The organism is Pseudoalteromonas sp. JC28, assembly GCF_013319255.1.
Taxonomy (GTDB): Bacteria; Pseudomonadota; Gammaproteobacteria; order Enterobacterales; family Alteromonadaceae; genus Pseudoalteromonas.
The window spans coordinates 96,685-118,775 of sequence record NZ_QOKX01000005.1; the positions used below are offsets into that span (position 1 = coordinate 96,685).

Sequence of the window (22,091 nt, forward strand, 5' to 3'; positions counted from 1 at the left end):
AAGCTAGCGCTAAATTGGCAAAAATAAGCGATAAAGTGCGGTTCTGTAATACCTTGTAACGCTTTTTTATAGTTTGAAAAACTTTTTGATCTGAATTAAAGGCAATTGAACTTGTACTAGTAAGATCAATAGAAGTGGCTAAACTTAGCTGGGCATGATCAGTTCTTTGCAATAATTGATAAATGATGTTCAAAAGGAGGTTATATGTACGTTGCGTTAAAATGGGACCACGTTATCGGAGCACATTTTGTCCAGTGGATCGTCGTAAAATGCAGTGGCGTAACGGATAAATTTGGATTACCGCAAGCCTTACCCCCTCGGCGTGATATTGCCTATTTCACCGATCCCCAATCTGCAGAGCAAGATGCTAAACAATTTGCGGATTACAAAAATACTGGGCAAATGGCGCATTATGAAAAAAAATACTCTCCCAACTTGGGGGAGCACCATGGTTTTTGTCACTATGCGTGGGATCACACCTATCTGAGTGAATTAGTAAAACACGCTGTGCTCTATTGGGAAGATGGCAAACACTTCTCACCTGAGCCATATAGAAGCGATATTGCCTATTTTATCGATCCGCAAACAAGTGAAATGGATAGTATTTTCTTTGCACAATATAAATTAGAGCAAGCAAGGCTGCTGAGGCAAGAGCAAGATGCAGGTTAATACCTATTGGTATAAGCATATCGACTCACCTCACCGACGGGTGAGGTGAGTTTGTGATAGCAATTACTGAGCGTTATCTACATCACTTTGTGAGTACACTGGGTAGTCACTGGGTTTAAAGCGATTAAGGTTATTGAGGAAGCGACTGTCTTTAACGGGCAAGGTGGCAGAGCCATAATCATATTGATTGAGCTTTTCTCGTAACTCCGTGTTCGAAATTCCATCTCCAGCCATTTTGTACCAACTGATGATAGCGGGTGTGACAAAGCGGTAATAGTGGTTTTCAGCGATTTCGTTTGATTTGGCGAAGCGCAGTGCATGGGTCAAAATGCCGTCTTTATGATAGACAATTTTTAAATGGCCGTTCTCGAATGGTAGCTCATTAGCAGGTTTAGTGAATAAGTCGCCATGTGCGCTATAGCTACCGTGTGTAACTATCCCATCTCGAGTCCATACCGCTGCATACTCCCAATCATGGCGGTGACCACCACCAAAGTAATCAAACACTTGATCTTTTTTGAAGTAAAGTGCATAGAAGTGTCCACAATACTCGCCGCTAGTCGTTGTTTTACAAGCGTAGCGATGCACAGTATTAGAAGTATTTAAAAATTGATTATCTCGGCAATCACCTGTGATGCGCCCCGATGTTTTTAGCCCTGAATTTTGCACGCCAGTTCTACTGATCCCAGCACTCGGCAGGCAACCATCACCGTCAAAATCGAACACAGGTTCAGTACCATTGATAATGTAGGGAGCTGGTAGGGCTTCGTCTAATGCCGCAAAGTCATTGGCGTAAGCGTATTGTGTACACGCTGCAACAATTGCGAGAGACAATAAAGGGAGTTGTGTTGTTGTCATACTGCTTTCCTTAATAAATGCGGTTGTGCCGTTTTGCACAACCGCTATCGATTAGAATCTAAGGTTAAAAAAGAAGTATGACTTAAATGTATATTTAATGTTAAGTTTTTTGTTGGTTGTTTAGCTTTTTTTGAAAGTCAGATCTGACAATTTCAAGTGCAGCCATGACTTCTTCTGCAGGAAGATCATGCTCTTCTAACAACATAATAAGGTCGACGGCAAGTTTTACGTGAGTTGGCGCTTGTTCTAAAGGGGTACTCATACTTGAAATTGTTCCTTTTTAGCGATTTGCGAAATGGCAAAATCAATCGCACACTCTACCGCTTGTTCCATTTTTACACGCTCAGGCTGAGGCAGGTAAAATTCCATGTCGACATCGTAGCGAATATAACGCGATGGAAGTTGGTTCAAAACAGTACAACAAAAGTCGGCCATTACGTCTTCATCATAGATTTTATCTAACTTACGACGGACGATATGTTCGACTACCAGCTTTTCATAATAATTATGAATATCATCATGTAACTTCATACAGCCTCCTGCACATTCCTTTTAAGTTTATATCATAATAGCGGGGTTATCGAACAAAGCCAAAAAGGTTTGTTGATGTATATCTACAAGATGATCAACATCGCGCTGATAGCCCCCACCTAGAGCAAAAGCTAATGGAATATTGAGGTGATGAGCATACTCAAAAACGATCGAATCTCGAGCCCTAACACCTTGCTTTGAAACACTAAAGTGTCCTAGTTCATCGCCTTGATACACATCTGCGCCGGCGTTATAAAGGATGATGTCTGGCTGGTATAATCGAACCGCCAGTTGTAAGGCTTCGCGGACGGTTGCCACATATTGTGCGTCCTGTGTATTCACAGGCAAGGCAAAGTCCAAATCGGATTGCGGTTTAACACGAGGAAAGTTACTTTCACAGTGGATGGAGCAGGTAATGATATCGTCTCTATCCGCAACGATCGTTGCAGTGCCATCGCCTTGATGTACGTCACAATCAAAAATAAGCACGCGCTCCACCCGTTGATGGGCAATGAGCGTTGCTGCGATTACCGCCCAATCATTAAATATGCAAAAGCCACTACCAAAATCGCGATGTGCGTGATGATAGCCGCCGCTTAAGTTTGCTCCAAATCCATATTCGAGCGCATACTTTGCTGCCGCTAAACCGCCACCTAGAGAAATCAAAGTGCGTTCAACTAGTTGTTCACTCCAAGGGAAGCCCATTTTCTTAGTGGCTTTTTCGCTCAAGGTGCCGTTTAGAAAGGCATCAACGTAATTACTGTCGTGGCAAAGTTGCAGTGCATCAGCTGTGATTTTTTGCTCGGGCTCTTTGATAAATTGAGCAAATTTACTGGCGTTTATTCGTTGGTATAATTTTTTATACTTGCTGATAGGGAAGCGGTGCTTTTCAGGTAGATTTAGCTCGCTATAAATAGGGTGGTAGTAAAGCATTAACGGCTCTGACTTTTCTCAACTTCTTGAATTTTTTGCTCGGTGGCGGAAATGGCCTTTCTGCAGCGGCCAAGGCGGGCATGAAGGGCTAATATTTCGGCATTGAGTTTGGCAGCCTGAGTGGGATCTGCTTTGTCCATCTGTAGTCTTCTGAGATCAATCATTTCTTGCAATCGACGCTCAAATTCATGATTTTGCGACAGTTCCTGATATAACTCATGGGACGATTGCATAATCTTCTGCACAGCCTTCTTATACACTTTGGCTTTTTTTGGTGTATTTAGTTTGTTTTCTTTCGCCCAGACCGGGGTTGATTTTAACACCTTCAACACGGCTTCCATTTGTGAACCTATCCGCTCGATGGCAAATGTAAAGGCGTGGCGCTGTTCACTTGGCGGCAGGTGGGACATTGCTTCTGCTATTTCTTCAACATAGTCGCTGAGCTTTAAGCTTTTAGTTCGAAATACACGGGCATCAAATAAGCTGGGCTGTGCCTGCATATAACGATTCTTATCAAACCATTTCGCGGAGTCAAATTGCGCTGCTTGTTGCTTTAAGCGGCTGACTTGTTGCTCAAGCTTGATAAGTCCTGTACTCACGAGAAATAAGCCTCAAAAATGAGCTTGCCAGCAAGTACAATAACCACAGTGTTAAAGAGTGGTTTGATCAGTTTGTTGCCAAACTTAATTGCAGAATGCGCACCAAGCCAAGCACCAAACATTAAAAAGGCGCCCATGGTGATACCCAGCATAAAGTTAACATGACCCAAGGCTACAAAGGTGATAAGCGAAATAAAGTTGGAAACAAAGTTCATTGAACGAGCAAGACCACAGTTTAAAAGTAAGCTCATTTTATAGAGCATACTGTTAGACGCAGTCCAAAACGTGCCAGTACCAGGTCCTGCCATACCATCAAAAAATCCCAACGATAAACCTTGCGCCCATTGCTTGATTTTGAGTGCTCGATTCGCTTCTGGCAAAGTATGGGAATCTGTTGGGCTTAGTCTACCGACTAAGCTATAAATTGCGACAGCGATGATAATAACGGGGATAAGTTTATTTAAAAACTCGATACTTAAAAAGTCGACAAGTAATGTGCCCAATACGGCACCTATCGCAGTGGCAATAATAGAGCCAATCCAAAAGCTAGGTTTGAATAACTGCTTTTTGTAGTAAGTAAAGCTCGCGGTTAAGGAGCCAAAACTCGCGGCAAGCTTATTGGTACCTAAGGTTAAATGCGGAGGAAGGCCAGCAGTAAGCAAGGCAGGTACGGTTAGCAGCCCACCACCACCTGCAATTGCATCAATAAATCCAGCAGCCAGTGCGACTAAGCAAAGTAACCCCCAAGTAGTGGGATCTAAAGCGAGTTCAAACATTATTAATCAATTTGCCTTTTGTATGGTGGCAGAGTATCAAGCATGGCTTTGCCATAACGTTTTGTAACTAAACGTCTATCTAAGATGGTGATACGGCCGGAGTCTGATTCTTTACGCAGCAGTCTACCACAGCTTTGTACTAATTTCTTTGCAGCATCGGGTACAGTGATAGATAAAAATGGATTCCCCCCTTTACTTTGCACGAATTCTGCTTGGGCTTCCTCAATAGGGGACGTTGGCACGGCAAAAGGGATCTTAGTTACCACGAGGTTCTCTAGGTATTTTCCGGGTAAGTCTAGCCCCTCGGATAAGCTTTGTGTACCAAATAAGATACTGCCGCGACCTAGGTCGATATTTGCTTTGTGACGAGTGAGTAGGGCGTCACGGGAAAGCTCACCCTGCACCAAAATATTGAGATTTTTACCTCTTAATTTTTCTACCACATGGTTCATTTGCCAATAAGAAGCGAACAGTACAAGGTTGGCCTTGCTGGTGTCTAAGTATGTTGGCAGGGCATCCGCTAAATAATCGCTAAAGGCTTTATCCGTTGGATCTGTTTGGGTTTTTGGCAAATGCAATGTTGCTTGATTGGGATAATCAAACGGAGAATCAGCCTTGATATATTTAACACCAGGCTCTTTTGCCAACCCACTTTCGTGGGCGAAATGATCAAATGTGCCCAAAGCACTTAGGGTTGCGGAGCAGAGCACCGCGCCTGCACACTCTCGCCAGAGGTTATCCTTCAAATAATAGCCGACTTCAATCGGACAATCACAAAGTAAATGGTCGTGATGGTGTTTGTATTCTAAGCGTTTTATCCACCTTGCATATGGCACGCTGTCGCCTTTTCGAGCATAGCTAAACCAGAGTTTGTTGAGTTGTTCAAGCCGGTTGATATATTGACCGCTTTCAACCAATAACGGATCGGCTAAAAATGCTTGCACATCGCCGTCTGAAACATCGCCCGACAGAGCATCATGCATCTTGGTAAGGCAACGCAATGCATCTTGCGTGGCATCAGCGATATCTTTTGCTTTTACGGTGAGCGCTTCAGGTACTTCTCCATGACTAAAGCGGTAGGTATCGTCATCGTTATAGGTAAAGTCGCTCTGATCGAGTATATCTCTTACCGCTCTGAGATATTTCGCCGCGTCATTGGCTGCATCGTTCAGTTTGAAATTCTGCCCAATGGCTTTTTGCGAAACCACGGTGTTTGCCATCTTTCCGCTAAACTTAAGTAGCTTTTCAAGCCACTCGATAGTGCCTTTAATCGTCGCCGCAGCAGAAGAAAAATCTCTGGTAATATGAGGCAGGTGGTGCGCTTCATCAATTACGTAAAATGTTTCTTCTGGTTCTGGTAATATCGTTCCGCCACCTAGTTCTAAGTCGGCCAGTAACAAAGCGTGATTAATTACTAGCACATCCATTTGTGCAATCTTTTGTCGAGCCAAATGAAAAGGGCATAAGTGATGAGATTTTAGTTGCCGTTGGCAGGCGTGTTTATCACAAGCGATAACATTCCAAACTTTATCTGGAATTGTGTCTTCCCAGCTATCCCTGTCACCTTGCCAGCGCTTTTCTTGGTAAGCAAGTGCCAACTCTCTTAAACACCTTTGCTCCATTTGAGAAAGCGGGCTGCTGGTTGTCGGCATCATCGATATTTGCATCTCATCATCGCTGACGGCAGCCATCAGTTTTTGTACGCAGATGTAGCGTTGACGGCCTTTTACAAGGTCAAATTTAAAGTCTATGCCTGAATGTTCTTTTAAAAATGGCAACTCTTTGTTGATCAGTTGTTCTTGTAAAGCGACGGTTGCTGTTGAAATGACGAGTTTCTTTTTACTTGAGAGTGCAACAGGAAGTGCGCCGAGTAGATAGGCTAAAGATTTTCCAGTACCTGTTCCTGCTTCAATCACGCAAATACGTTGAGTGCGGTGATAATCACCAGAGAGTGTTTTTGCTATTTCGGCGACCAGATAATTTTGACTCGGACGAGGACGAAAGCCATCTAAAGCGGAGGCGACATTTTGATGTGCTTGGCGGATGGTTTTTTTTAGTTTGTCTGAGAGCATAATCTATTTAGCCTAGAGTTCTAATATGAAGCAAGCCTATCACTTGAGTCTCGATTTTTAGTTAATCACTGCGTTAATGGATAGGTTTTATTCTGTTTGTGACTTTATGTTCAATAAACAGGTGGATATAATTACAGTGATTCGTCTATTTTAGGGTGGTATTGGAGTTGGCACAAGCGATATATCAGGGCTTTATTTTATCGAGACAGCAGATGCAGGTAAATGGCCAACTGCGCTTGTGTTATTGGCTCAAATCGCAACATCAGTTACTCAAGGTGTGGGTAGAGGATGAGCAGCCACTCTTTTTCATTAAACAAGATAAAAAAACGGAAGTAGAGCTGCTGCTAAGTCGCGCTCAGTTGCAGTTTAGCATCTCGCCAAGTCAACTAAAGCACTTCGATCAAGCTCCTGTTTGTGTTGTGAAATTTCGCACCTTGAATCACTTCTATGAGGCAAAACAGCTACTTGAAAATAAAATCGCGTTATATGAAGAGGATATTCGCCATTCCGACCGCTATTTAATGGAGCGCTTTATTCGCGGAGCTGCTTGGGTCAAAGGTAAAGCCACGCAAAAACCGGGCTATATCGAAATTACTCAGGCGCAATTTAAGGCTTGTGATGATTATAGGCCACACCTTGAAATGCTTTCTATCGATATAGAATGTAACGGCGAGGGGGTCTTATTTTCGGTGGGTTTAGTGACCGATACCAAAAAGCTGGTGATCATGATAGGTGAGGCGCAGCATGCTGCCGTCAATGTCGTTTGGGTTGAAGATGAAATTGCGTTATTAGAAGAGCTGGTCAAGCAAGTGAATCGTTTAGACCCAGATGTGTTAATCGGATGGAATGTGATTGAGTTCGATGCCGCAATACTTGTGGAACGCGCACAGGCTAACGGCGTCGCACTTGCGATAGGGCGAGATGGCGGAGCGATGTCGACCTTCAAAGGTAACTATACCCGGGTGTTTATTCCGGGGAGAGTGATGCTAGATGGCATCGATATGATGAAAAATGCGACCTATCACTTTGAAACATTTAAACTGAGCTTTGTGGCTGAGAAGGTTTTGGGTACTACCAAGCTTATCGCACAGGATGACAGGCTTGAGGAAATCATCAGGCAGTTTCATCATGATAAACCGGCGCTCGCAGCGTATAACTTACAAGATTGTCAGTTGGTGCTCGACATTTTTAGTAAACTAAACTTACTTGAATTTGCCCTCGCTCGAACTCAGTTGACGGGTTTGGAACTCGAGAAAATGGGCGGCTCAGTCGCTGCGTTTACCAACTTGTATTTACCGTTACTGCACCGTAGCGGTTACATTGCACCAAATTTATCTGAGCATGGTATTAACTTTGACAGTCCCGGCGGTTATGTCATGGACTCAAAGCCAGGCCTCTACCAAAATATTTTGGTACTCGATTTCAAAAGCCTTTACCCCTCAATTATCCGCACTTTTTGCATTGACCCTATGGGGTTAATAGAAGGATTACAGCATCCTGAACGTGCCATAGAGGGCTTTAATGAAGGTAAATTTAGCCGCACAGAACATCATTTACCGGGTTTAGTCGCCGCGCTCTCCAGCGCACGTGAACAAGCTAAATTAGACAAAGACATGATGCTCTCACAGGCGATTAAAATCATCATGAATAGCTTGTATGGCGTACTTGGTTCAAAAGGCTGTCGCTTTTACGATCCCCGTCTTGCGAGTTCAATAACGATGCGCGGTCATCAAATAATGCAACAAACGCGAACCTGGATTGAACAGCTTGGATATGAGGTGATCTACGGCGATACCGACTCAACTTTCGTCTGTTTACCCGAGTCTTTGTGTAGCGAAGCGTGCCAAGCAATAGGCAAGCAGCTGATGATAGAAATTAACGAGCGCTGGCGCGTTTTACTTACGGAAAGCTTTGGTCTTCACAGTTATTTAGAAATAGAGTTTGAAACACATTATAGCCCATTCTTTATGCCCACCATTCGTGGGCAAGAAGTCGGCTCTAAAAAGCGATATGTTGGGCAGATCACAGATCTTGGCGAGCAAAAGCTGGTTTTTAAAGGAATGGAGACCGTGCGTAGTGATTGGACGGAAATTGCAAAGGAATATCAACAAGCAATTATTCGCGCGCTGTTTGACGGGCTCGACACCGTTGAGATCACTCATCAATACATAAATGAGATTTTCGCTGGAAAAGTAGACGAAAAACTCATTTATAAAAAGAAGCTTGGTAAGTCTGTTGAGTTATATACAAAAAATATCCCTCCTCAGGTAAAAGCGGCGAAACAAGCTATCGAAGATGGATTGTTGCAAACTGCTAAAAAGGGGGCGCAAATTCCGTATTATTTAAGTACCGATGGACCCAAGTTCGCGCAGCAAGGCAAGCTCGTAGATATTGATTATTATCAGTACATTGAAAAACAAATTCTTCCTATATATCAGATGCTTCCAAATGCATCTAAGCTATCAATTCGTTCAGATGGGCAACAAAGTTTCGATTTGATTTAATAGGGATCGTGCTTTCAAATTGCAGCCACCTTCAAGTCTCAAAATTAATTGATCAGCAAAAACACACTAAAATGAAGTTCCTTTTTTGTTAACTAAAATGGTGTGTTTCACCTTATTTTCATATTTAGTCCCGTTTTTGTGGATTTTTATTTTTATCAAGCTCACGGTTATGTGGTTTTATTGTTTTAATTCAGTATCTTATGTTGTGGTTTGTTTGTGCCCGCAATTGGTAATTGCAAAAAATGGTATAATTAACCTTGATCATTACTCGGGTGTTTGTTTAATATCTTGCCCCTAATGTTGCCAATTTAGAAATTAACAAGGCGACAAAATAATAATTAATACAAGCTGTTTACAATAAAACAATCCAGGGTGATTCACATGCTAAACAATAAGTTAACTAAGGCGATTCGCTTAGCGATCGCGTTTGGTGGCGCTAGCGCTGCCGTGTTTGCAACCAATGTAGTTGCAGAAGAAGAAGGCGCGAAAAGCGTTGAGCGTATTGAAGTTACAGGTTCTCGCTTAAAGCGCACCGACCTTGAATCTACTGCCCCAATTACTGTTATCGGCGGCGAAGCGCTTGGCGATATGGGTATCAGTAACGTTGGTGAATTTGTTCAATCAAACCCAGTTATGTCTGGATCACCAGCAACAACAACGCGTAACAACGGCGGTAGTGGTGGTGTATTTGTAGAACTACGTGGTTTAGGTTCAGAGCGTACGCTAGTACTTATCAATGGTCGCAAGCCTGTAAGTGCAGACTTCCAGAATATTCCTGCTGCGATGATCGACCGTATCGAAATTCTAAAAGATGGTGCTTCGGTTGCGTATGGCTCGTCAGCAATGGCTGGTGTTGTAAACATCATCACCAAAAAAGAACTTACTGGTGTTGAAGTTAAAGCAACAACGTCTTGGTATGACATGTTTAGTGGTGGTAAAGAGCAAAGCTTCCAACTAGTTGGTGGTAAAGAGTTCGATGCAGGTCATATCACAGTAGGTTTCGATTATACCAAGCAGGATCCAATCTATCAGGGTGATGTGAAAGATGTTAACTTCTTCCAATACCCTTGGCAGGTGCTCTCAGAAGAAGGTGCTAAGAGCTTTTACGAGAACGGTTTAATTCCAGATGGTGACAATGCGAACGTATTCATTTTAGGGTCTGGTTCTACTCCTTGTGGTAATTTCTACGTTGAAGGTAAAGGTAACTTTACCAACGACAAATGCCCAAGTGGTGGTGACGGTAAGCCTTCTCTAAGCGACATGCGTCCATTTGTTGGCGGTGGTGAAGTAAACGATACTTACAACTACAACCCAGTAAACTTAATGCAAACACCTTTTGAAGTCGTTAACTTCTTTGTTGATACTTCATTTGAGTTAAACGATGACCTTGTTGTATATACAGAAACACGCATCAATAAGCGTACCTCAAAACAGGAACTTGCGGCTGTACCTTTCGACACAGCCTATGACCCAGGCTATGTAGTTACACTGTCAAATGGTTCGACGGCTAACGGTGTGTCAGCTGATAACTACTATAACCCATTCGGTGAAGATGTTTATCGCTCTCGTCGTCGTATGCTAGAGGGTGGTCGTTACTTTGAACAAGATTATGTTCGTTTCCAACAAGTTGCAGGTCTAAAGGGCGCAATTAACGATAACTGGCAGTTCGATGCTTACTACAACTATGGTGCAAATAGCCTTCAAGATACTGACTTTGGTCAGCTATACGGTCCACACCTAGCAAAAGCTTTAGGCCCATCATTCAAAGATGACGCTGGCAATGTGGTATGTGGTACGCCTGACGCACCTATTTCTGATTGTGTATCGTTAAATGTATTTGGTGGCCCAGGAACTGTGACGCAAGAGATGCTTGACTACATTACTGCTCCACTAGGCGATCACTATAATGATTCATTCCACCAAGTTCGTGTTGACGTGTTTGGTGAGCTATTTGAAGTCCCAGCAGGTTATGTTTCAAGTGCATTTGGCCTTGAGTATTACACCACTGAGTTTGAACAAGTAAATGATTCTGGTAAGTTCTTTGATTCAGTGACTGGTAACACCAGTAAGCCACTAACAGGTCTATCTAAGAACTACACAGCTGCATCGGCTGAGTTCTTGATCCCACTTGTTCGTGATTTAGGTGTTGAATCTGCAGATTTAACGCTAGGTGCACGTTATGACGACTTTAGCACAACTGGTTCAAACTTCTCTTGGATGGCTAAAATTGAGTCAAACATTTTTGATGGCTTAAAGTTCCGTGCAAACTATTCCGAAGTATACCGTGAACCAACGCTAAGCGATTTGTATTCGCCAGAGCTTGATTCATTTGAAAGCGCTTCAGATCCGTGTTCTGCGGCAAACATTGGTGGTTTATCTGCAGCCGGTCAGGCTAAATGTCTTGAAATGGGGGCTCCAGCAGGCGGTCACAACAGTGCTGACGCGCAAGTTCGTACACGTTTAGGTGGCAACACAGGTGTTCAATCTGAAGAAGGCGAAACATTCACTATTGGTTTTGTGTGGGCTCCTGATTTTGTTGAAAACTTAGGTGTCACTATTGATTACTGGGATATCAACATTGAGGGTAAAATTGGTTCTCTAGCAACTGATGATATTCTGCAGGGTTGTTATGCTGGTCTTATCGAAGATATGTGTGCAAAAATCTCACGTGGCTTTGATGGTTCAGTTGACCGTGTAGACAGCCGCACTACAAACTTACAAAGTATGACTGCTCGCGGTATCGACCTTGATGTGAATTATTCATTTGACACAGACTTCGGTGCATTTGTTGCTAGCGTATCATGGACTCACTTCTTAGAGCGTGGAGAAGAAAACTTTGATGGTGAAACAGGTACATTTATCGTTGAAGATCTCGTTGGCAGATTTGAAGATGACACGTCTTACTTTGAAGACAAAATCTTATTCAATCTACGTTATGACCTAGACAACCTACGTGTTGTGTGGGCTGCAAACTATCAGTCTGGTCTTGAGTACGGTGATCTAACTTACATTAAGCGTGATAATTACGATTCACTAGCAGGTTTAGTTGCTAAAGTTGATTCATATGTGTATCACGATTTAACAGCACAATACTCATTTGACACGAACACAACGGTGCAAGCCGGTATTCGTAACCTAACGGACGAGCTACCTCCTTATATTGAAACAGCGTTCAATGCGAACACTGATGAAAGTAACTTCAAGCTATTCGGCCGTCAGTTCTTCTTGGGTGTAACTCAAAAGTTCTAAACAAAGTTTAGCATTTCGACTCAAGTCGGCCTCAAATCGAGGCCGACTTTTTGTCTCAAAAATAAGTCCGAGTCCGATCTCACTAAACACTTTTCCTTAACAACTCCAACAGCGTATTGATTGCTTTTACACAGTGATGCTTACAATGAACAACTGATACATAGCAACACTTGATGGTCTAGTGCGATTTTTGTCCCCATATTGTTGCGCAAAGAAGGAAAGTTTGCGATGAATAACAAAATGGGTAAAAAAAGTGAACTTATTTTTAATTTTATAACTTCATGAGTTATAAGGATAAATTTGATATTTTATGTTAAAGTAGTGGTGTTTTACGTTTATTTTATGAAATGATTGTTGACCCTATGTTGGTACTAAAAGTAGTATAACCTTCGATACGATAAATCGACCAACTTTGGAAACAGGATTTGATTAATATTAAATTATTGTTTTCATATGGTTTTTGTATATATAAAAATAAAATCAGGGATCAATCATGTTTAATAATAAAGTAAGCAAAGCTGTTCGCTTAGCATTAGCTTTCGGAGCTGCATCAACAGCAGCATTCGCCAGTACAGCTGTTTCAGCTGAAGAACAGCAAGCCGAAGAAGGCGAGAGCGTTGAGCGCATCCAAGTAACTGGTTCGCGTATCAAGCGTTTTTCAGAAGTTGCACCTACTCCAGTTACTTCTATTACAGGTGTTGAGTTAGTAAACGCAGGTATTACTAACGTTGCAGACCTTCTTCAAAAACTTCCAGCTTCAGGTGTTGGTTCATCTCCAACAACTACTACAAACTCTATCTTCGGTGCGGGTATTAATACCACTGACTTACGCCAGTTGGGCGAGGGTCGCACACTTGTACTTGTAAATGGTCGTCGTTATGTTGGTGCTTCTGTAGATAACCCTGCTGTAGACTTAAATGGTATCCCAACAGAAATGATCGAACGTATGGATGTTGTACACGGCGGTGCATCAGCAGTATACGGTTCTGATGCGGTTGCAGGTGTTGTAAACATCATTTTGAAGAAGTCTCAAGATACAATCGATTTTAACTATAAAAAATCTACTCCAGAACAAAGTGGCGGTGGCTCAGAATTCTTCTCATTCACTTTTGGTGATGAGGGTGAGAAAACAAGCTTTATTACAAGTTTGTCATACTCAGAAACAGAGCAATTGTCAGCAGAACAGCGTGACTTTTTACGTAACCCAGTAACGACTTTACGTAACCCAGACAACACAAGTGACAAAGATGGCTTGCCAGAGCGTGTACTTGCCGATGGTAAATGGGCGCAATACGGTGGACTTCAAACTTTAGGTATTTATGACCGTGCTGGTGATGCTTTTCTACCTGATGGTCACTTTGTATTTGGTGACAACGGGGAGCTAACTCCATTTGCGACAGGTGGAGGTCCACAGCCAGCTCCTAACGATCAACACCGTTATTTCGGTGATGAATTTGCTAATGGTTATAAATTTATTGAACACCAATATTTGGCAACGCCACTTAGACGTTTCAACGTATTTTCAAATGTTGTAAATAACTACCATGAAGACCACTCAATGAACTTCGAGATCTCATTCTCTAAGGCGAGTGCGTATTCTGAAAGTAGTCCAATTTTCTTATATAGTACCCTACGTGCGGATAACGCATTTTGGCACCCAGATGCAAAAGCACAGTTTGCAGAGGCAGGCTACGAAGATGACGACACAATCGGAGTCTATAAACTAGCTCAGGGCTTTGGTAACCGTACTTATGAAGATGATCGTACTTCATTAAACACGACGCTTTCTTTCCAAGGTGTTTTGCTAGATGACTATGATTATGAAGTCTATTTCAGCTATGGTCGTAATAAAAACGACACAGTTTGGAATGGTGAATTCCTAGAAGAAAATTACAATAACGCGATCGATGCTGTGTTGATTGATGGTGTTGTTCGTTGTGCTAACCGTAATGAAGAAGGTGAACTTTTAGGTGCGTTGGATGGCTGTCAACCGCTTAGTCTGTTTGGCTTAAACGGTGCTTCTCAAGAAGCGATGGATTATGTGACTACATCGGCTTCAATCTCGAAAGTGAAACAACAGCAAATTATCGGTGGTGTACTATCTGGCTATGCGTTCGAAATGCCAGCCGGTGGCGTATCGTTTGCACTTAGTGCAGAGCACAGGAAAGAAACTGGTTCTAACAAACCAGGAGCTGCGATGCAAAATAACCTAGTATTTGGTAACTTTGTATATGGCTGGGAAGGATCTTTCACGGTTGATGAGATTGGTCTAGAGACTTCAATCCCTCTACTAGCAGACGCGCCATTTGTTGAGTCGTTGAGCCTAGAGCTTGCAGCTCGTTACATGGACTACTCGTCTGTTGGTGATAATGTTGCTTGGAAGGTTGGTTTCAACTATGCGGTAAATGACCAGTTACGTTTCCGTGCGACTAAATCGCAGTCAGTTCGTGCTCCTTCATTATCACAAATTCATGCAGCGGGTACTCAGTCATTTGCTCCGTATAGAGATCCATGTGACCAAGTTGAAATTGCAACCGCTGATGCTGAAAAGAAATCGAATATTATCGCAAACTGTAAAGCCGCGGGTATCCCTAACCCAGGTCCTTTAGAGTCAAATTGGAGACCATCTGTTGATTGGCGTGGTGTTACACCTCCAAGTGTGAATTCTGGTAATCCAAATCTAAAAGAAGAGACTTCTGACGATACATTGTTTGGTTTTATCTATACACCGACAGAAGACTTAACGTTAATTGTTGATTACTGGAGCTTCGATGTAGAAGACGCTATTGCATCTCTAGGTGCGCAGCGTGTGGTAAACGATTGTTACGAGGCATCGAGCCTTGATAACACATCTTGCGAGTTAGTAGACCGTGACCCAGCGACCAAAGAGATCTCAATTGTACGTAATGCACCATATAACTTAGCGTCTTATGCACTTAAAGGTGTTGATATCGAGTCAACATATAAGTATGAGACTGAGTTTGGTTCATTTGATTTCCGTCTACTTGCTACATACTTAGAGCACCGCGAGTTTAACACTGACGTTGCGAACGAAGAGTATGAATTTAACCCAACAGTTGGCGAAGTTAGATACCCTCGCTGGCAAGGTAACTTGACGATTGGCTACACATACGATGATTTGTATGTTGGTCTAATTGGTAAGTATCGTCATTCGACAGTAAACGATAGAAAGTGGACTGCTGAAGTCAATAACTACAATGACGTTCCTTCATATACTGAGTGGACATTGAATGCTCGCTATACAGTTAATGAAATGATTGAGGTCCGTGCTGGTGTAGCTAACCTATTTGATATTACACCACCGAGAAATCCAGGAACATATGATGAAGGTGAGTTCTTTGATGTTTACGGCCGTCGTCTAAACGTTGGTCTTAATATCCGATTCTAAAAATGAATTAACATACAAAAAGGGCTAACTTCGGTTAGCCCTTTTTTATTTCAGTATCCCAACCATAATATTGTGGAGGTTGGACAAAAATAAGTTAACCTGAACTTGGGATAAGAAGTTAGTTATTAAACTAAAATACCTAAGGTCAAAAGCGTAATATCACTCTAGCCAGAAGTTATTTCTTAATACAAGGCAAATTTGTGCGTCAATAGCTGGCCTATAGCAAGCAAATTTAACGCAGTAGTAAGGGATAACAGCTGCTAAAGAACAAGTTACTATCCCGAGTTCAGGTTAAGTTAAGTCACATCGACTACTCTACTCGCTTTACGATAGCGTATTTTAAAACCACTCCAGGCTGGCAATTCCCACCTCTTTGGTGCGCCTTTCCTTGTACCGTTGATATGAGTAAGCTCGATTCTTTTTCCTTTAAAGTTATAGCTTACCGCCATAGTCAGCTCTGGAATTGACCAGGTTAGCGGAAACTTTTCAATAAACGGTGTTAATTCCCACGCTTCAATTTCTTTGAATAACAAGTCTTGTTCGCTGATTAGTTCTATATCGTCATAGCTTTCTATACCAAGGGCCGTTAGCTTGTCACTTAAAAAGGAGTTGAGTGTGGGCACAAGTTCATCGCGCTCATGAAATTGGTAGAACAATGCAGTTTGCTCAATACTGGCTTCTATTTGCTTGGCCAAACCTGAAAAGAGCGTATTATTATGGATAAGAAATACTAAGGCATAAACAACATCCTTAGGCTTTTCAAGGCGCTTAGTTTGTTGGCCTAAAACCTCGTCACTGTAATGTGTAATAAACTCACCCCAAAGCTCACCATTATCAATATGGGCAGAGCGCAATGTTTGGTTGCCGAGGCCCATTTCAAGTAATTGCTTTTTCGTTAGTAGCGCATTACACATCGCGAGCGTCTTGGCTTGTTTGGTACCTTTACCTGCGAGAGAAAAAGTATCTAATACCAGTAATGCTTCTGCCTGTTCCGGTACGCGAGTATGGTTTGAAGGCATGACTTCAGCTAGGCCATTGTTAAAGCCGTTGCGACGGTTTTGCTTATTAATATAAACCCAGTGTGGCATTAGCTTAGCTAACTCAATGACCAGTTTGTCATGGTCAAAACTGGCTGCCTTATCTAAAGGCGGTAGTGCAAATGCTTCACGCAATTGCGTGCTAAATTGCTGTGCTTCTGTGAGCGCCTCAGGCGTAATATCAATTAATTCTTCAGTTTGTCCTCTCACCACCGCGATAGCGATTTCTATATCTGAGCCTCGAGTAAATCGGCTATTTAATCTTGTTAAACGCTCTACATCATTAGGTAGCTGGTAGACTCGGGCTGGCACAGACAGTAGCGAAATAAGGTCAATAGCCGCTTGGCGTAGCGTGTTTGAAGCCAATTTATGGATCACATAACCAAACTCAAAATCGACGGGCAGCGGGTACAGCAGCTTGCCAAGCGGAGTTGCTATATTTTGTTCGTCAATGGCTTCTAATGTAATTAGCTGTTGTTTAGCTTTATTTAGTGAGCTTTCTGGGAGTGGGTCGATAAAATCAATAGACGAAATGCCCGTTGTTGCGCAGCCCGCCGCAAGTACAAGCTCTGCCAATGATTCTCTTTGGATCTCAGGCGGGGTGCTGTCTATCAATGGCGCGTATTGGCCATATAACCGGATACATAGTCCCGGTTGCGTGCGTCCTGCGCGTCCTAGACGTTGCTTTGCCGAATCTCTTGCAATCGCATCTAAGCCTAATACGGTTTTTCCAAGGCGCAAATGAGTACGACGCTCAAGCCCTGAGTCAATCACGCAAGTGACATTGGGAATAGTGAGCGAGGTCTCGGCAACATTGGTTGCGAGAATAATTCGACGTGTACTTTGTGCGGTTAATGCAATGCGCTGAGCTTCTGGGCTGCAGCCACTATATAAACCAACGATAGTCGCTGGCAGCGCTTTTACTTTAGCTAAGCTTGCTTGGATCTCGGCCTTGCCAGGTAAAAAGACCAAAATATCGCCCTGGCAATGTTCCAATGCGTATTGGCAAGCTGCAAAAACTCGAGTATCGAGTTGCTCTTTTTGGGGCATAGTTCTTGGATCGGGCGCGTGAAAACACTCTTCAACGGGGTAAATGAATCCTTCTGACTCGAAGATAGGGGCGCCTAAATAAGAGGCTAATTTTTGGCTGTTTAACGTCGCCGAGGTAACAATTAGTTTGTGTGATTGAGCCTGCTTTAAGAGCGCTAATAATAAGTCCATGTCCCAGCGTCTTTCATGAAACTCATCCAACATAACGACGCTGAATTCTGCAAGTTTGCTCTCAAAAAACCACCTTAATGCCACACCAGGCGTTGCATAAACTACCTGAGTGTCTGGTGAAAACTTCCCCTCAAACCGAATAGCAAAGCCCACCTTTTCGCCAAGCGGTGAGCCACTTTGAGCCGCGACATATTCAGCTAAAGAGGTACAAGCAATACGCCGAGGCTCAATGACTAATACTCTGCCATGTTGTGAGGCCCAGAGCGGAAGTTGGGTTGATTTGCCAGAACCTGTTGTGGCACATACAACAATCGCATTTTGTTCGCTTAGTGTTTGAGTAAACTGAGGCTGTAAAGATTCAATGGGTAAAGACATAGCAGTTCATTTGCATTTTTTCGCCATAGTAACAAAGTTTGCTTGAAAAAGTCGGAGTCAGTACCAATTAATATTTGACGGATTATTCAACCTGAACTCGGAATAAGAAGTTAGGGAACTGATATAAAATACGCCTTCTAACATTATTCCTAGTTTAGGTTATTTTATAAAGGCCAAAAGCCATGATAGAAATAGTGCTTATTATCGGCCTTATTCTATTTGTTTCTCTGTATTGGAACTGGGAAAAAATTCAAAGACTGCAGTGGCAAAGTAAATACCAAGATCAAACGCTGAGCGCCTCAGATAAGCAAGTATTGCTAAAATACATGCCTATCTATCGTAAGATGACAGATGTTGACCGCGCACAGCTGGAAAAACATATTGTATGGTTTCTTGGCGAGAAACGGGTGTTGGGTAGAGATGGGTTAACGGTGTCACGGCCGATGACTTTAATTATTGCCGCAGATGCCTGTTTACTGGTTCTTAAGCAAGCTTGGCCGTTATATCCCAACGTCAAAGAAATATTACTCTATCCCAGTAGCTATTACGCGCCACAAACCTCTAGAGATGGTGCAGGTTTGGTTAGTTTTCACCAAACAGTTCGTCAAGGAGAGTCTTGGCCTGGAGGTACTTTAGTGCTGAGTTGGCACGATGTACTTGAGGGAAATCGATTGCCTGAGGATGGCCACAACTTGGTGTTTCATGAGTTTGCCCATCAACTTGACCAACAAACTGGTGCGACGAATGGAACGCCTGCGTTACCTGTAGGAATGAGTTACCAAGACTGGGGGAGGGTGCTATCAAAGGCTTACCAGCACTTAAAAATGCAGCTGTCTTACAATATGCCCCATGCTATTCATTCATACGGCGCAACAAACGAAGCGGAGTTTTTCGCCGTGGTAACAGAAACCTTTATTGAAAAGCCCCATGAACTCAAACAGGAAAACCCAGAACTATATAATTTGTTAAAAGACTACTATCAGTTTGAACCAAGAGATTGGCAACAACATTAAAGCATAACTGACGCTAGCTAAAATAAAAAAACCGCTCGGTTGAGCGGCTTTTTCTTAAGAGCTTCGATTAAGAAAAGCTAATTTCTTTTCTTTCGCGTTTTTCTCTTCTTTGACCTTCAGGACGGCGTTTATCACCACCGCCACTACGTGGGTCTTTAAAGCTACGCTTACGATCTCTTTGCTCTTCGCCTCTGCCTTGACCTTGGTCGGCAGGGTGAGTGCTCTTAGTCATGTTCATAGGGCGTTGACAGATGTGGACGCTCTTGAAGTGGCTAAGTACATCACTTGGCATATTTTGCGGCAATTGAACCGTGCTGTGTTCATTGAACAGACGGATCTCACCGATGAATTTGCTTGAGATATCTGCTTCGTTTGCGATAGCACCAACGATGTTCTTAACCTGAACACCATGATCACGACCTACTTCGATACGGTAAGTATCCATTGGACCTGATGCACGGTCACGGCTACGAGATTTGCGTTCACCACGTTCACCACGGCTACCATCTCTGTCGCGACGCTCGCCACGACGGTCGTCACGTTCTCTACGCTCACGCTGTTGAATTTGAATATCTTCAACTTTCAGCGGCGTTTGCTGCTGTGCAAGACACAATAGCGCTGCTGCTAAGTCTTCTTGGCTCAGTTCTAGCTTTTGTGCAAGGCCTGATGCGACTTTTGAGAAGAACTCAATGTCTTTGTGCTCAAGCGCTGTAGAGATCTTAGTCTCTAATGCACCAATACGCTTTTCTTCAACGACTTTCGCACTTGGTAATTCAACCTGTGCAATATCAGAGCGCGTATGGCGCATGATGTTCTTAAGTAAATAACGCTCGTTGTTCTTAACGAACAAGATTGCTTTACCTTGACGACCAGCACGGCCGGTACGACCGATACGGTGAACATAAGCTTCACAGTCTTGTGGGATATCGTAGTTAACAACAAGGCTTAGACGTTCTACGTCAAGACCACGTGCTGCAACGTCGGTTGCGATAACGATATCTAGCAAGCCGTTCTTAAGACGGTCTACTGTGCGCTCACGCGCCTGTTGGTTCATGTCGCCGTTGAGCGGTGCAGCTGAGAAGCCTTCACGTTCTAGTAGCTCTGCAAGCTGAACAGTGTCATTACGTGTACGTACGAACACGATAGCACCGTCGTAATCTTCCGCTTCTAAGAAACGTACGATAGCTTTGTTTTTGTGTGCAGTTGCACGCCAGTAAACTTGCTCGATCGTAGATACTGTAGAGTTACGCGGAGTGATCTTAACTTGTTCAGCATTGTCTAAATATTTATTACAGATTGATTGGATCTGCTTAGGCATAGTCGCAGAGAACAAACAAGTTTGCTTCTCTTCCGGTGTTTTCTCCATGATGCTTTCAACATCATCGATAAAGCCCATGCGTAGCATTTCATCAGCTTCATCAAGTACAAGTGCGTTTAGACCAGAAAGGTCAATCGTCTTGCGGTTGATGTGATCAATCAAACGACCTGGTGTCGCCACAATAATTTGGGCACCACGGCGTAGAGCACTTAGCTGAATGCCATAGCTTTGACCACCATAAAGCGCTAGTACTTCAACGCCTTTAGTATATTTAGCATATTGCTGAAATGCTTCAGCAACTTGAATAGCTAGCTCACGCGTTGGCGTAAGCACAAGAATTTGCGGTTGTTTAACGGATGCGTCTATTTGGTTTAACAATGGCAGTGCAAATGCTGCCGTTTTACCTGTACCCGTCTGCGCTAGTCCCAGTACGTCTTTTCTTTCTAGCAATAACGGTATACATTGAGCTTGGATCTCAGAAGGTGTTTTATATCCCAGCTCTTCGACTGCTTTTAAGATTGCAGGAGAAAGGTCTAAAGATTCAAACGTAACTGGTTCTGACATTAATGCGCCTCAACTATTTTAAAGAGGCGCGCATTGTACAGGAAAGATAAAATAAAAGCTTGCATAAAATCACACTATTTTATATATGCCTGATATTGGTTAAAATTTAATCTATGTGATTTTGCTAATTTACTGGTAAAGGCCTAAATTTGCTTTTGCATAGGCTTCAAATTCAGTAAAGCCGCCAATGTGATCTTGGTCGATAAAAATCTGTGGTACGGTAGGGCAAGGTTTACCCGCTGACTTTTCAAGATCGGCTTTGCTTACGCCTTCCTTGATAATGTCAACATAGCGAAAATTGAAGTCATCGCGCTCTTGCGTTAAACGCTCAGCCACTTCTTTTGCACGAACACAAAACGGGCAACCTTCACGACCAAAAATAACAGTAAACATATTCTTTCTCCTAAATGAACCTGAACTTCGGATAATTAATGCCTTTCTAGCAGCCAGTTTTAGCGCTAACTGCGTTGAATTCACTTCCAATAGCCAGCTATTGGTGCGTAAATTCGCCTGCTTATCTCCAAAACTCTCTGGCTAGATAAGGAAATAATTTAATGTGAGCTTAAAAACAATGAGTTGGCTTATTCCTTATCCAAACCTCAGGTTAAATGATTAACTTCAGTATAGAGGATTAATCATGAAGGTAAATTGAATTAAAATGATGAGATTAATCCAAAAAAGCGATTAACTCCGATAGACGGTTTTGATCAAGTGGAAGCCGAACTTGGTTTTCACAGGGCCGTGCACTTCAAATAACGGCTTTTTGAATACCACATCGTCAAAGGCCTTCACCATATCCCCTTTATTGAACTCACCAAGGTCGCCACCGCGCTTTTTTGAAGGACAAAGGGAATATTGTTTAGCCAATTTGCCAAAGTCAGCACCTTTGGCTAGTTTGGCTTTGATGTCTAAACACTCTTTTTCGGTTTTTACTAAAATATGATAGGCGCACGCTTTAGGCAT

At 42.8% G+C, this 22,091-nt stretch carries 16 protein-coding genes; 5 read left to right on the plus strand and 11 right to left on the minus strand.

Annotation, left to right across the window (positions count from 1 at the left end; all coding sequences use genetic code 11):
* Window positions 1-204 precede the first annotated feature (204 nt).
* The gene (locus DS891_RS12315) at window positions 205-669 is read left to right on the plus strand and encodes a hypothetical protein (RefSeq protein WP_174169948.1); all 465 of its coding nucleotides are present in this window, start codon (window positions 205-207) and stop codon (window positions 667-669) included.
* A 63-nt stretch (window positions 670-732) separates the two neighbouring features.
* Here DS891_RS12315 and DS891_RS12320 read toward each other — a convergent pair whose 3' ends face one another.
* The 7 genes from DS891_RS12320 to dinG all read right to left on the minus strand — a co-directional run bounded on the left by DS891_RS12320 (window position 733) and on the right by dinG (window position 6,438).
* Window positions 733-1,527 carry an NPP1 family protein gene (locus DS891_RS12320; RefSeq protein ID WP_045989194.1) on the minus strand — a complete coding sequence of 265 codons (795 nt, stop codon included), beginning with the start codon at window positions 1,525-1,527 and terminating at the stop codon, window positions 733-735.
* A 100-nt stretch (window positions 1,528-1,627) separates the two neighbouring features.
* On the minus strand, window positions 1,628-1,789 hold the full coding sequence (locus tag DS891_RS12325) for a DUF2496 domain-containing protein (protein WP_010375809.1): 162 nt from the start codon (window positions 1,787-1,789) through the stop codon (window positions 1,628-1,630).
* On the minus strand, window positions 1,786-2,058 hold the full coding sequence (locus DS891_RS12330; RefSeq protein ID WP_174169949.1) for a late competence development ComFB family protein: 273 nt from the start codon (window positions 2,056-2,058) through the stop codon (window positions 1,786-1,788). The genes DS891_RS12325 and DS891_RS12330 overlap by 4 nt, the downstream gene beginning before the upstream one ends.
* Before the next feature lie 27 nt (window positions 2,059-2,085).
* Entirely contained in the window at window positions 2,086-2,991 is a 906-nt protein-coding gene (locus DS891_RS12335; protein WP_174169950.1) for a histone deacetylase, read from the minus strand.
* Complete coding sequence (locus tag DS891_RS12340; protein WP_039496840.1) at window positions 2,991-3,590, minus strand: primosomal replication protein; 600 nt, start codon at window positions 3,588-3,590, stop codon at window positions 2,991-2,993. The genes DS891_RS12335 and DS891_RS12340 overlap by 1 nt, the downstream gene beginning before the upstream one ends.
* A complete protein-coding gene (locus DS891_RS12345; protein WP_010606576.1) occupies window positions 3,587-4,366 on the minus strand; it encodes a TSUP family transporter in 780 nt (259 codons plus the stop codon). Before DS891_RS12345 ends, DS891_RS12340 begins: the two co-directional genes overlap by 4 nt.
* A 2-nt stretch (window positions 4,367-4,368) precedes the next feature.
* Window positions 4,369-6,438: an ATP-dependent DNA helicase DinG gene (gene dinG, locus DS891_RS12350; RefSeq protein WP_174169951.1), complete on the minus strand. Its 2,070-nt coding sequence runs from the start codon at window positions 6,436-6,438 to the stop codon at window positions 4,369-4,371.
* 167 nt (window positions 6,439-6,605) lie between these two features.
* On the opposite strand from dinG, the gene DS891_RS12355 reads away from it, so the two are divergent.
* The 3 genes from DS891_RS12355 to DS891_RS12365 all read left to right on the plus strand — a co-directional run bounded on the left by DS891_RS12355 (window position 6,606) and on the right by DS891_RS12365 (window position 15,600).
* Window positions 6,606-8,942 carry a DNA polymerase II gene (locus DS891_RS12355; protein ID WP_174169952.1) on the plus strand — a complete coding sequence of 779 codons (2,337 nt, stop codon included), beginning with the start codon at window positions 6,606-6,608 and terminating at the stop codon, window positions 8,940-8,942.
* Window positions 8,943-9,323: 381 nt separating this feature from the next.
* The gene (locus DS891_RS12360) at window positions 9,324-12,191 is read left to right on the plus strand and encodes a TonB-dependent receptor (protein ID WP_010606579.1); all 2,868 of its coding nucleotides are present in this window, start codon (window positions 9,324-9,326) and stop codon (window positions 12,189-12,191) included.
* Between the two features lie 493 nt (window positions 12,192-12,684).
* Window positions 12,685-15,600 (plus strand): TonB-dependent siderophore receptor, encoded by a 2,916-nt coding sequence (locus DS891_RS12365; protein ID WP_174169953.1) that lies wholly within the window; start codon window positions 12,685-12,687, stop codon window positions 15,598-15,600.
* 296 nt (window positions 15,601-15,896) lie between these two features.
* On the opposite strand, the gene DS891_RS12370 is transcribed toward DS891_RS12365, so the two are convergent.
* Entirely contained in the window at window positions 15,897-18,233 is a 2,337-nt protein-coding gene (locus DS891_RS12370; RefSeq protein ID WP_174169954.1) for a helicase-related protein, read from the minus strand.
* Window positions 18,234-18,415: 182 nt separating this feature from the next.
* On the opposite strand from DS891_RS12370, the gene DS891_RS12375 reads away from it, so the two are divergent.
* Window positions 18,416-19,246 carry a M90 family metallopeptidase gene (locus tag DS891_RS12375; RefSeq protein WP_174169955.1) on the plus strand — a complete coding sequence of 277 codons (831 nt, stop codon included), beginning with the start codon at window positions 18,416-18,418 and terminating at the stop codon, window positions 19,244-19,246.
* Between the two features lie 67 nt (window positions 19,247-19,313).
* On the opposite strand, the gene DS891_RS12380 is transcribed toward DS891_RS12375, so the two are convergent.
* The 3 genes from DS891_RS12380 to DS891_RS12390 all read right to left on the minus strand — a co-directional run bounded on the left by DS891_RS12380 (window position 19,314) and on the right by DS891_RS12390 (window position 22,091).
* Window positions 19,314-21,128, minus strand: coding sequence for a DEAD/DEAH box helicase (locus DS891_RS12380; protein ID WP_174169956.1), 1,815 nt, complete (start codon window positions 21,126-21,128; stop codon window positions 19,314-19,316).
* Window positions 21,129-21,257: 129 nt separating this feature from the next.
* Window positions 21,258-21,521 carry a GrxA family glutaredoxin gene (locus DS891_RS12385; RefSeq protein ID WP_010378880.1) on the minus strand — a complete coding sequence of 88 codons (264 nt, stop codon included), beginning with the start codon at window positions 21,519-21,521 and terminating at the stop codon, window positions 21,258-21,260.
* A gap of 291 nt (window positions 21,522-21,812) precedes the next feature.
* Complete coding sequence (locus DS891_RS12390) at window positions 21,813-22,091, minus strand: peptidylprolyl isomerase (RefSeq protein ID WP_039496854.1); 279 nt, start codon at window positions 22,089-22,091, stop codon at window positions 21,813-21,815.

Excerpts from the sequence above, each read along its gene's own strand:
- DS891_RS12325 (WP_010375809.1), bottom strand. The coding sequence starts at position 1,789 with ATGAGTACCCCTTTAGAACAAGCGCCAACTCACGTAAAACTTGCCGTC.
- DS891_RS12360 (WP_010606579.1), top strand. The coding sequence starts at position 9,324 with ATGCTAAACAATAAGTTAACTAAGGCGATTCGCTTAGCGATCGCGTTT.
- DS891_RS12335 (WP_174169950.1), bottom strand. The coding sequence starts at position 2,991 with ATGCTTTACTACCACCCTATTTATAGCGAGCTAAATCTACCTGAAAAG.
- DS891_RS12390 (WP_039496854.1), bottom strand. The coding sequence starts at position 22,091 with ATGCCTAAAGCGTGCGCCTATCATATTTTAGTAAAAACCGAAAAAGAG.
- DS891_RS12330 (WP_174169949.1), bottom strand. The coding sequence starts at position 2,058 with ATGAAGTTACATGATGATATTCATAATTATTATGAAAAGCTGGTAGTC.
- dinG (WP_174169951.1), bottom strand. The coding sequence starts at position 6,438 with ATGCTCTCAGACAAACTAAAAAAAACCATCCGCCAAGCACATCAAAAT.
- DS891_RS12365 (WP_174169953.1), top strand. The coding sequence starts at position 12,685 with ATGTTTAATAATAAAGTAAGCAAAGCTGTTCGCTTAGCATTAGCTTTC.
- DS891_RS12375 (WP_174169955.1), top strand. The coding sequence starts at position 18,416 with ATGATAGAAATAGTGCTTATTATCGGCCTTATTCTATTTGTTTCTCTG.
- DS891_RS12345 (WP_010606576.1), bottom strand. The coding sequence starts at position 4,366 with ATGTTTGAACTCGCTTTAGATCCCACTACTTGGGGGTTACTTTGCTTA.
- DS891_RS12385 (WP_010378880.1), bottom strand. The coding sequence starts at position 21,521 with ATGTTTACTGTTATTTTTGGTCGTGAAGGTTGCCCGTTTTGTGTTCGT.
- DS891_RS12370 (WP_174169954.1), bottom strand. The coding sequence starts at position 18,233 with ATGTCTTTACCCATTGAATCTTTACAGCCTCAGTTTACTCAAACACTA.
- DS891_RS12380 (WP_174169956.1), bottom strand. The coding sequence starts at position 21,128 with ATGTCAGAACCAGTTACGTTTGAATCTTTAGACCTTTCTCCTGCAATC.
- DS891_RS12320 (WP_045989194.1), bottom strand. The coding sequence starts at position 1,527 with ATGACAACAACACAACTCCCTTTATTGTCTCTCGCAATTGTTGCAGCG.
- DS891_RS12315 (WP_174169948.1), top strand. The coding sequence starts at position 205 with ATGTACGTTGCGTTAAAATGGGACCACGTTATCGGAGCACATTTTGTC.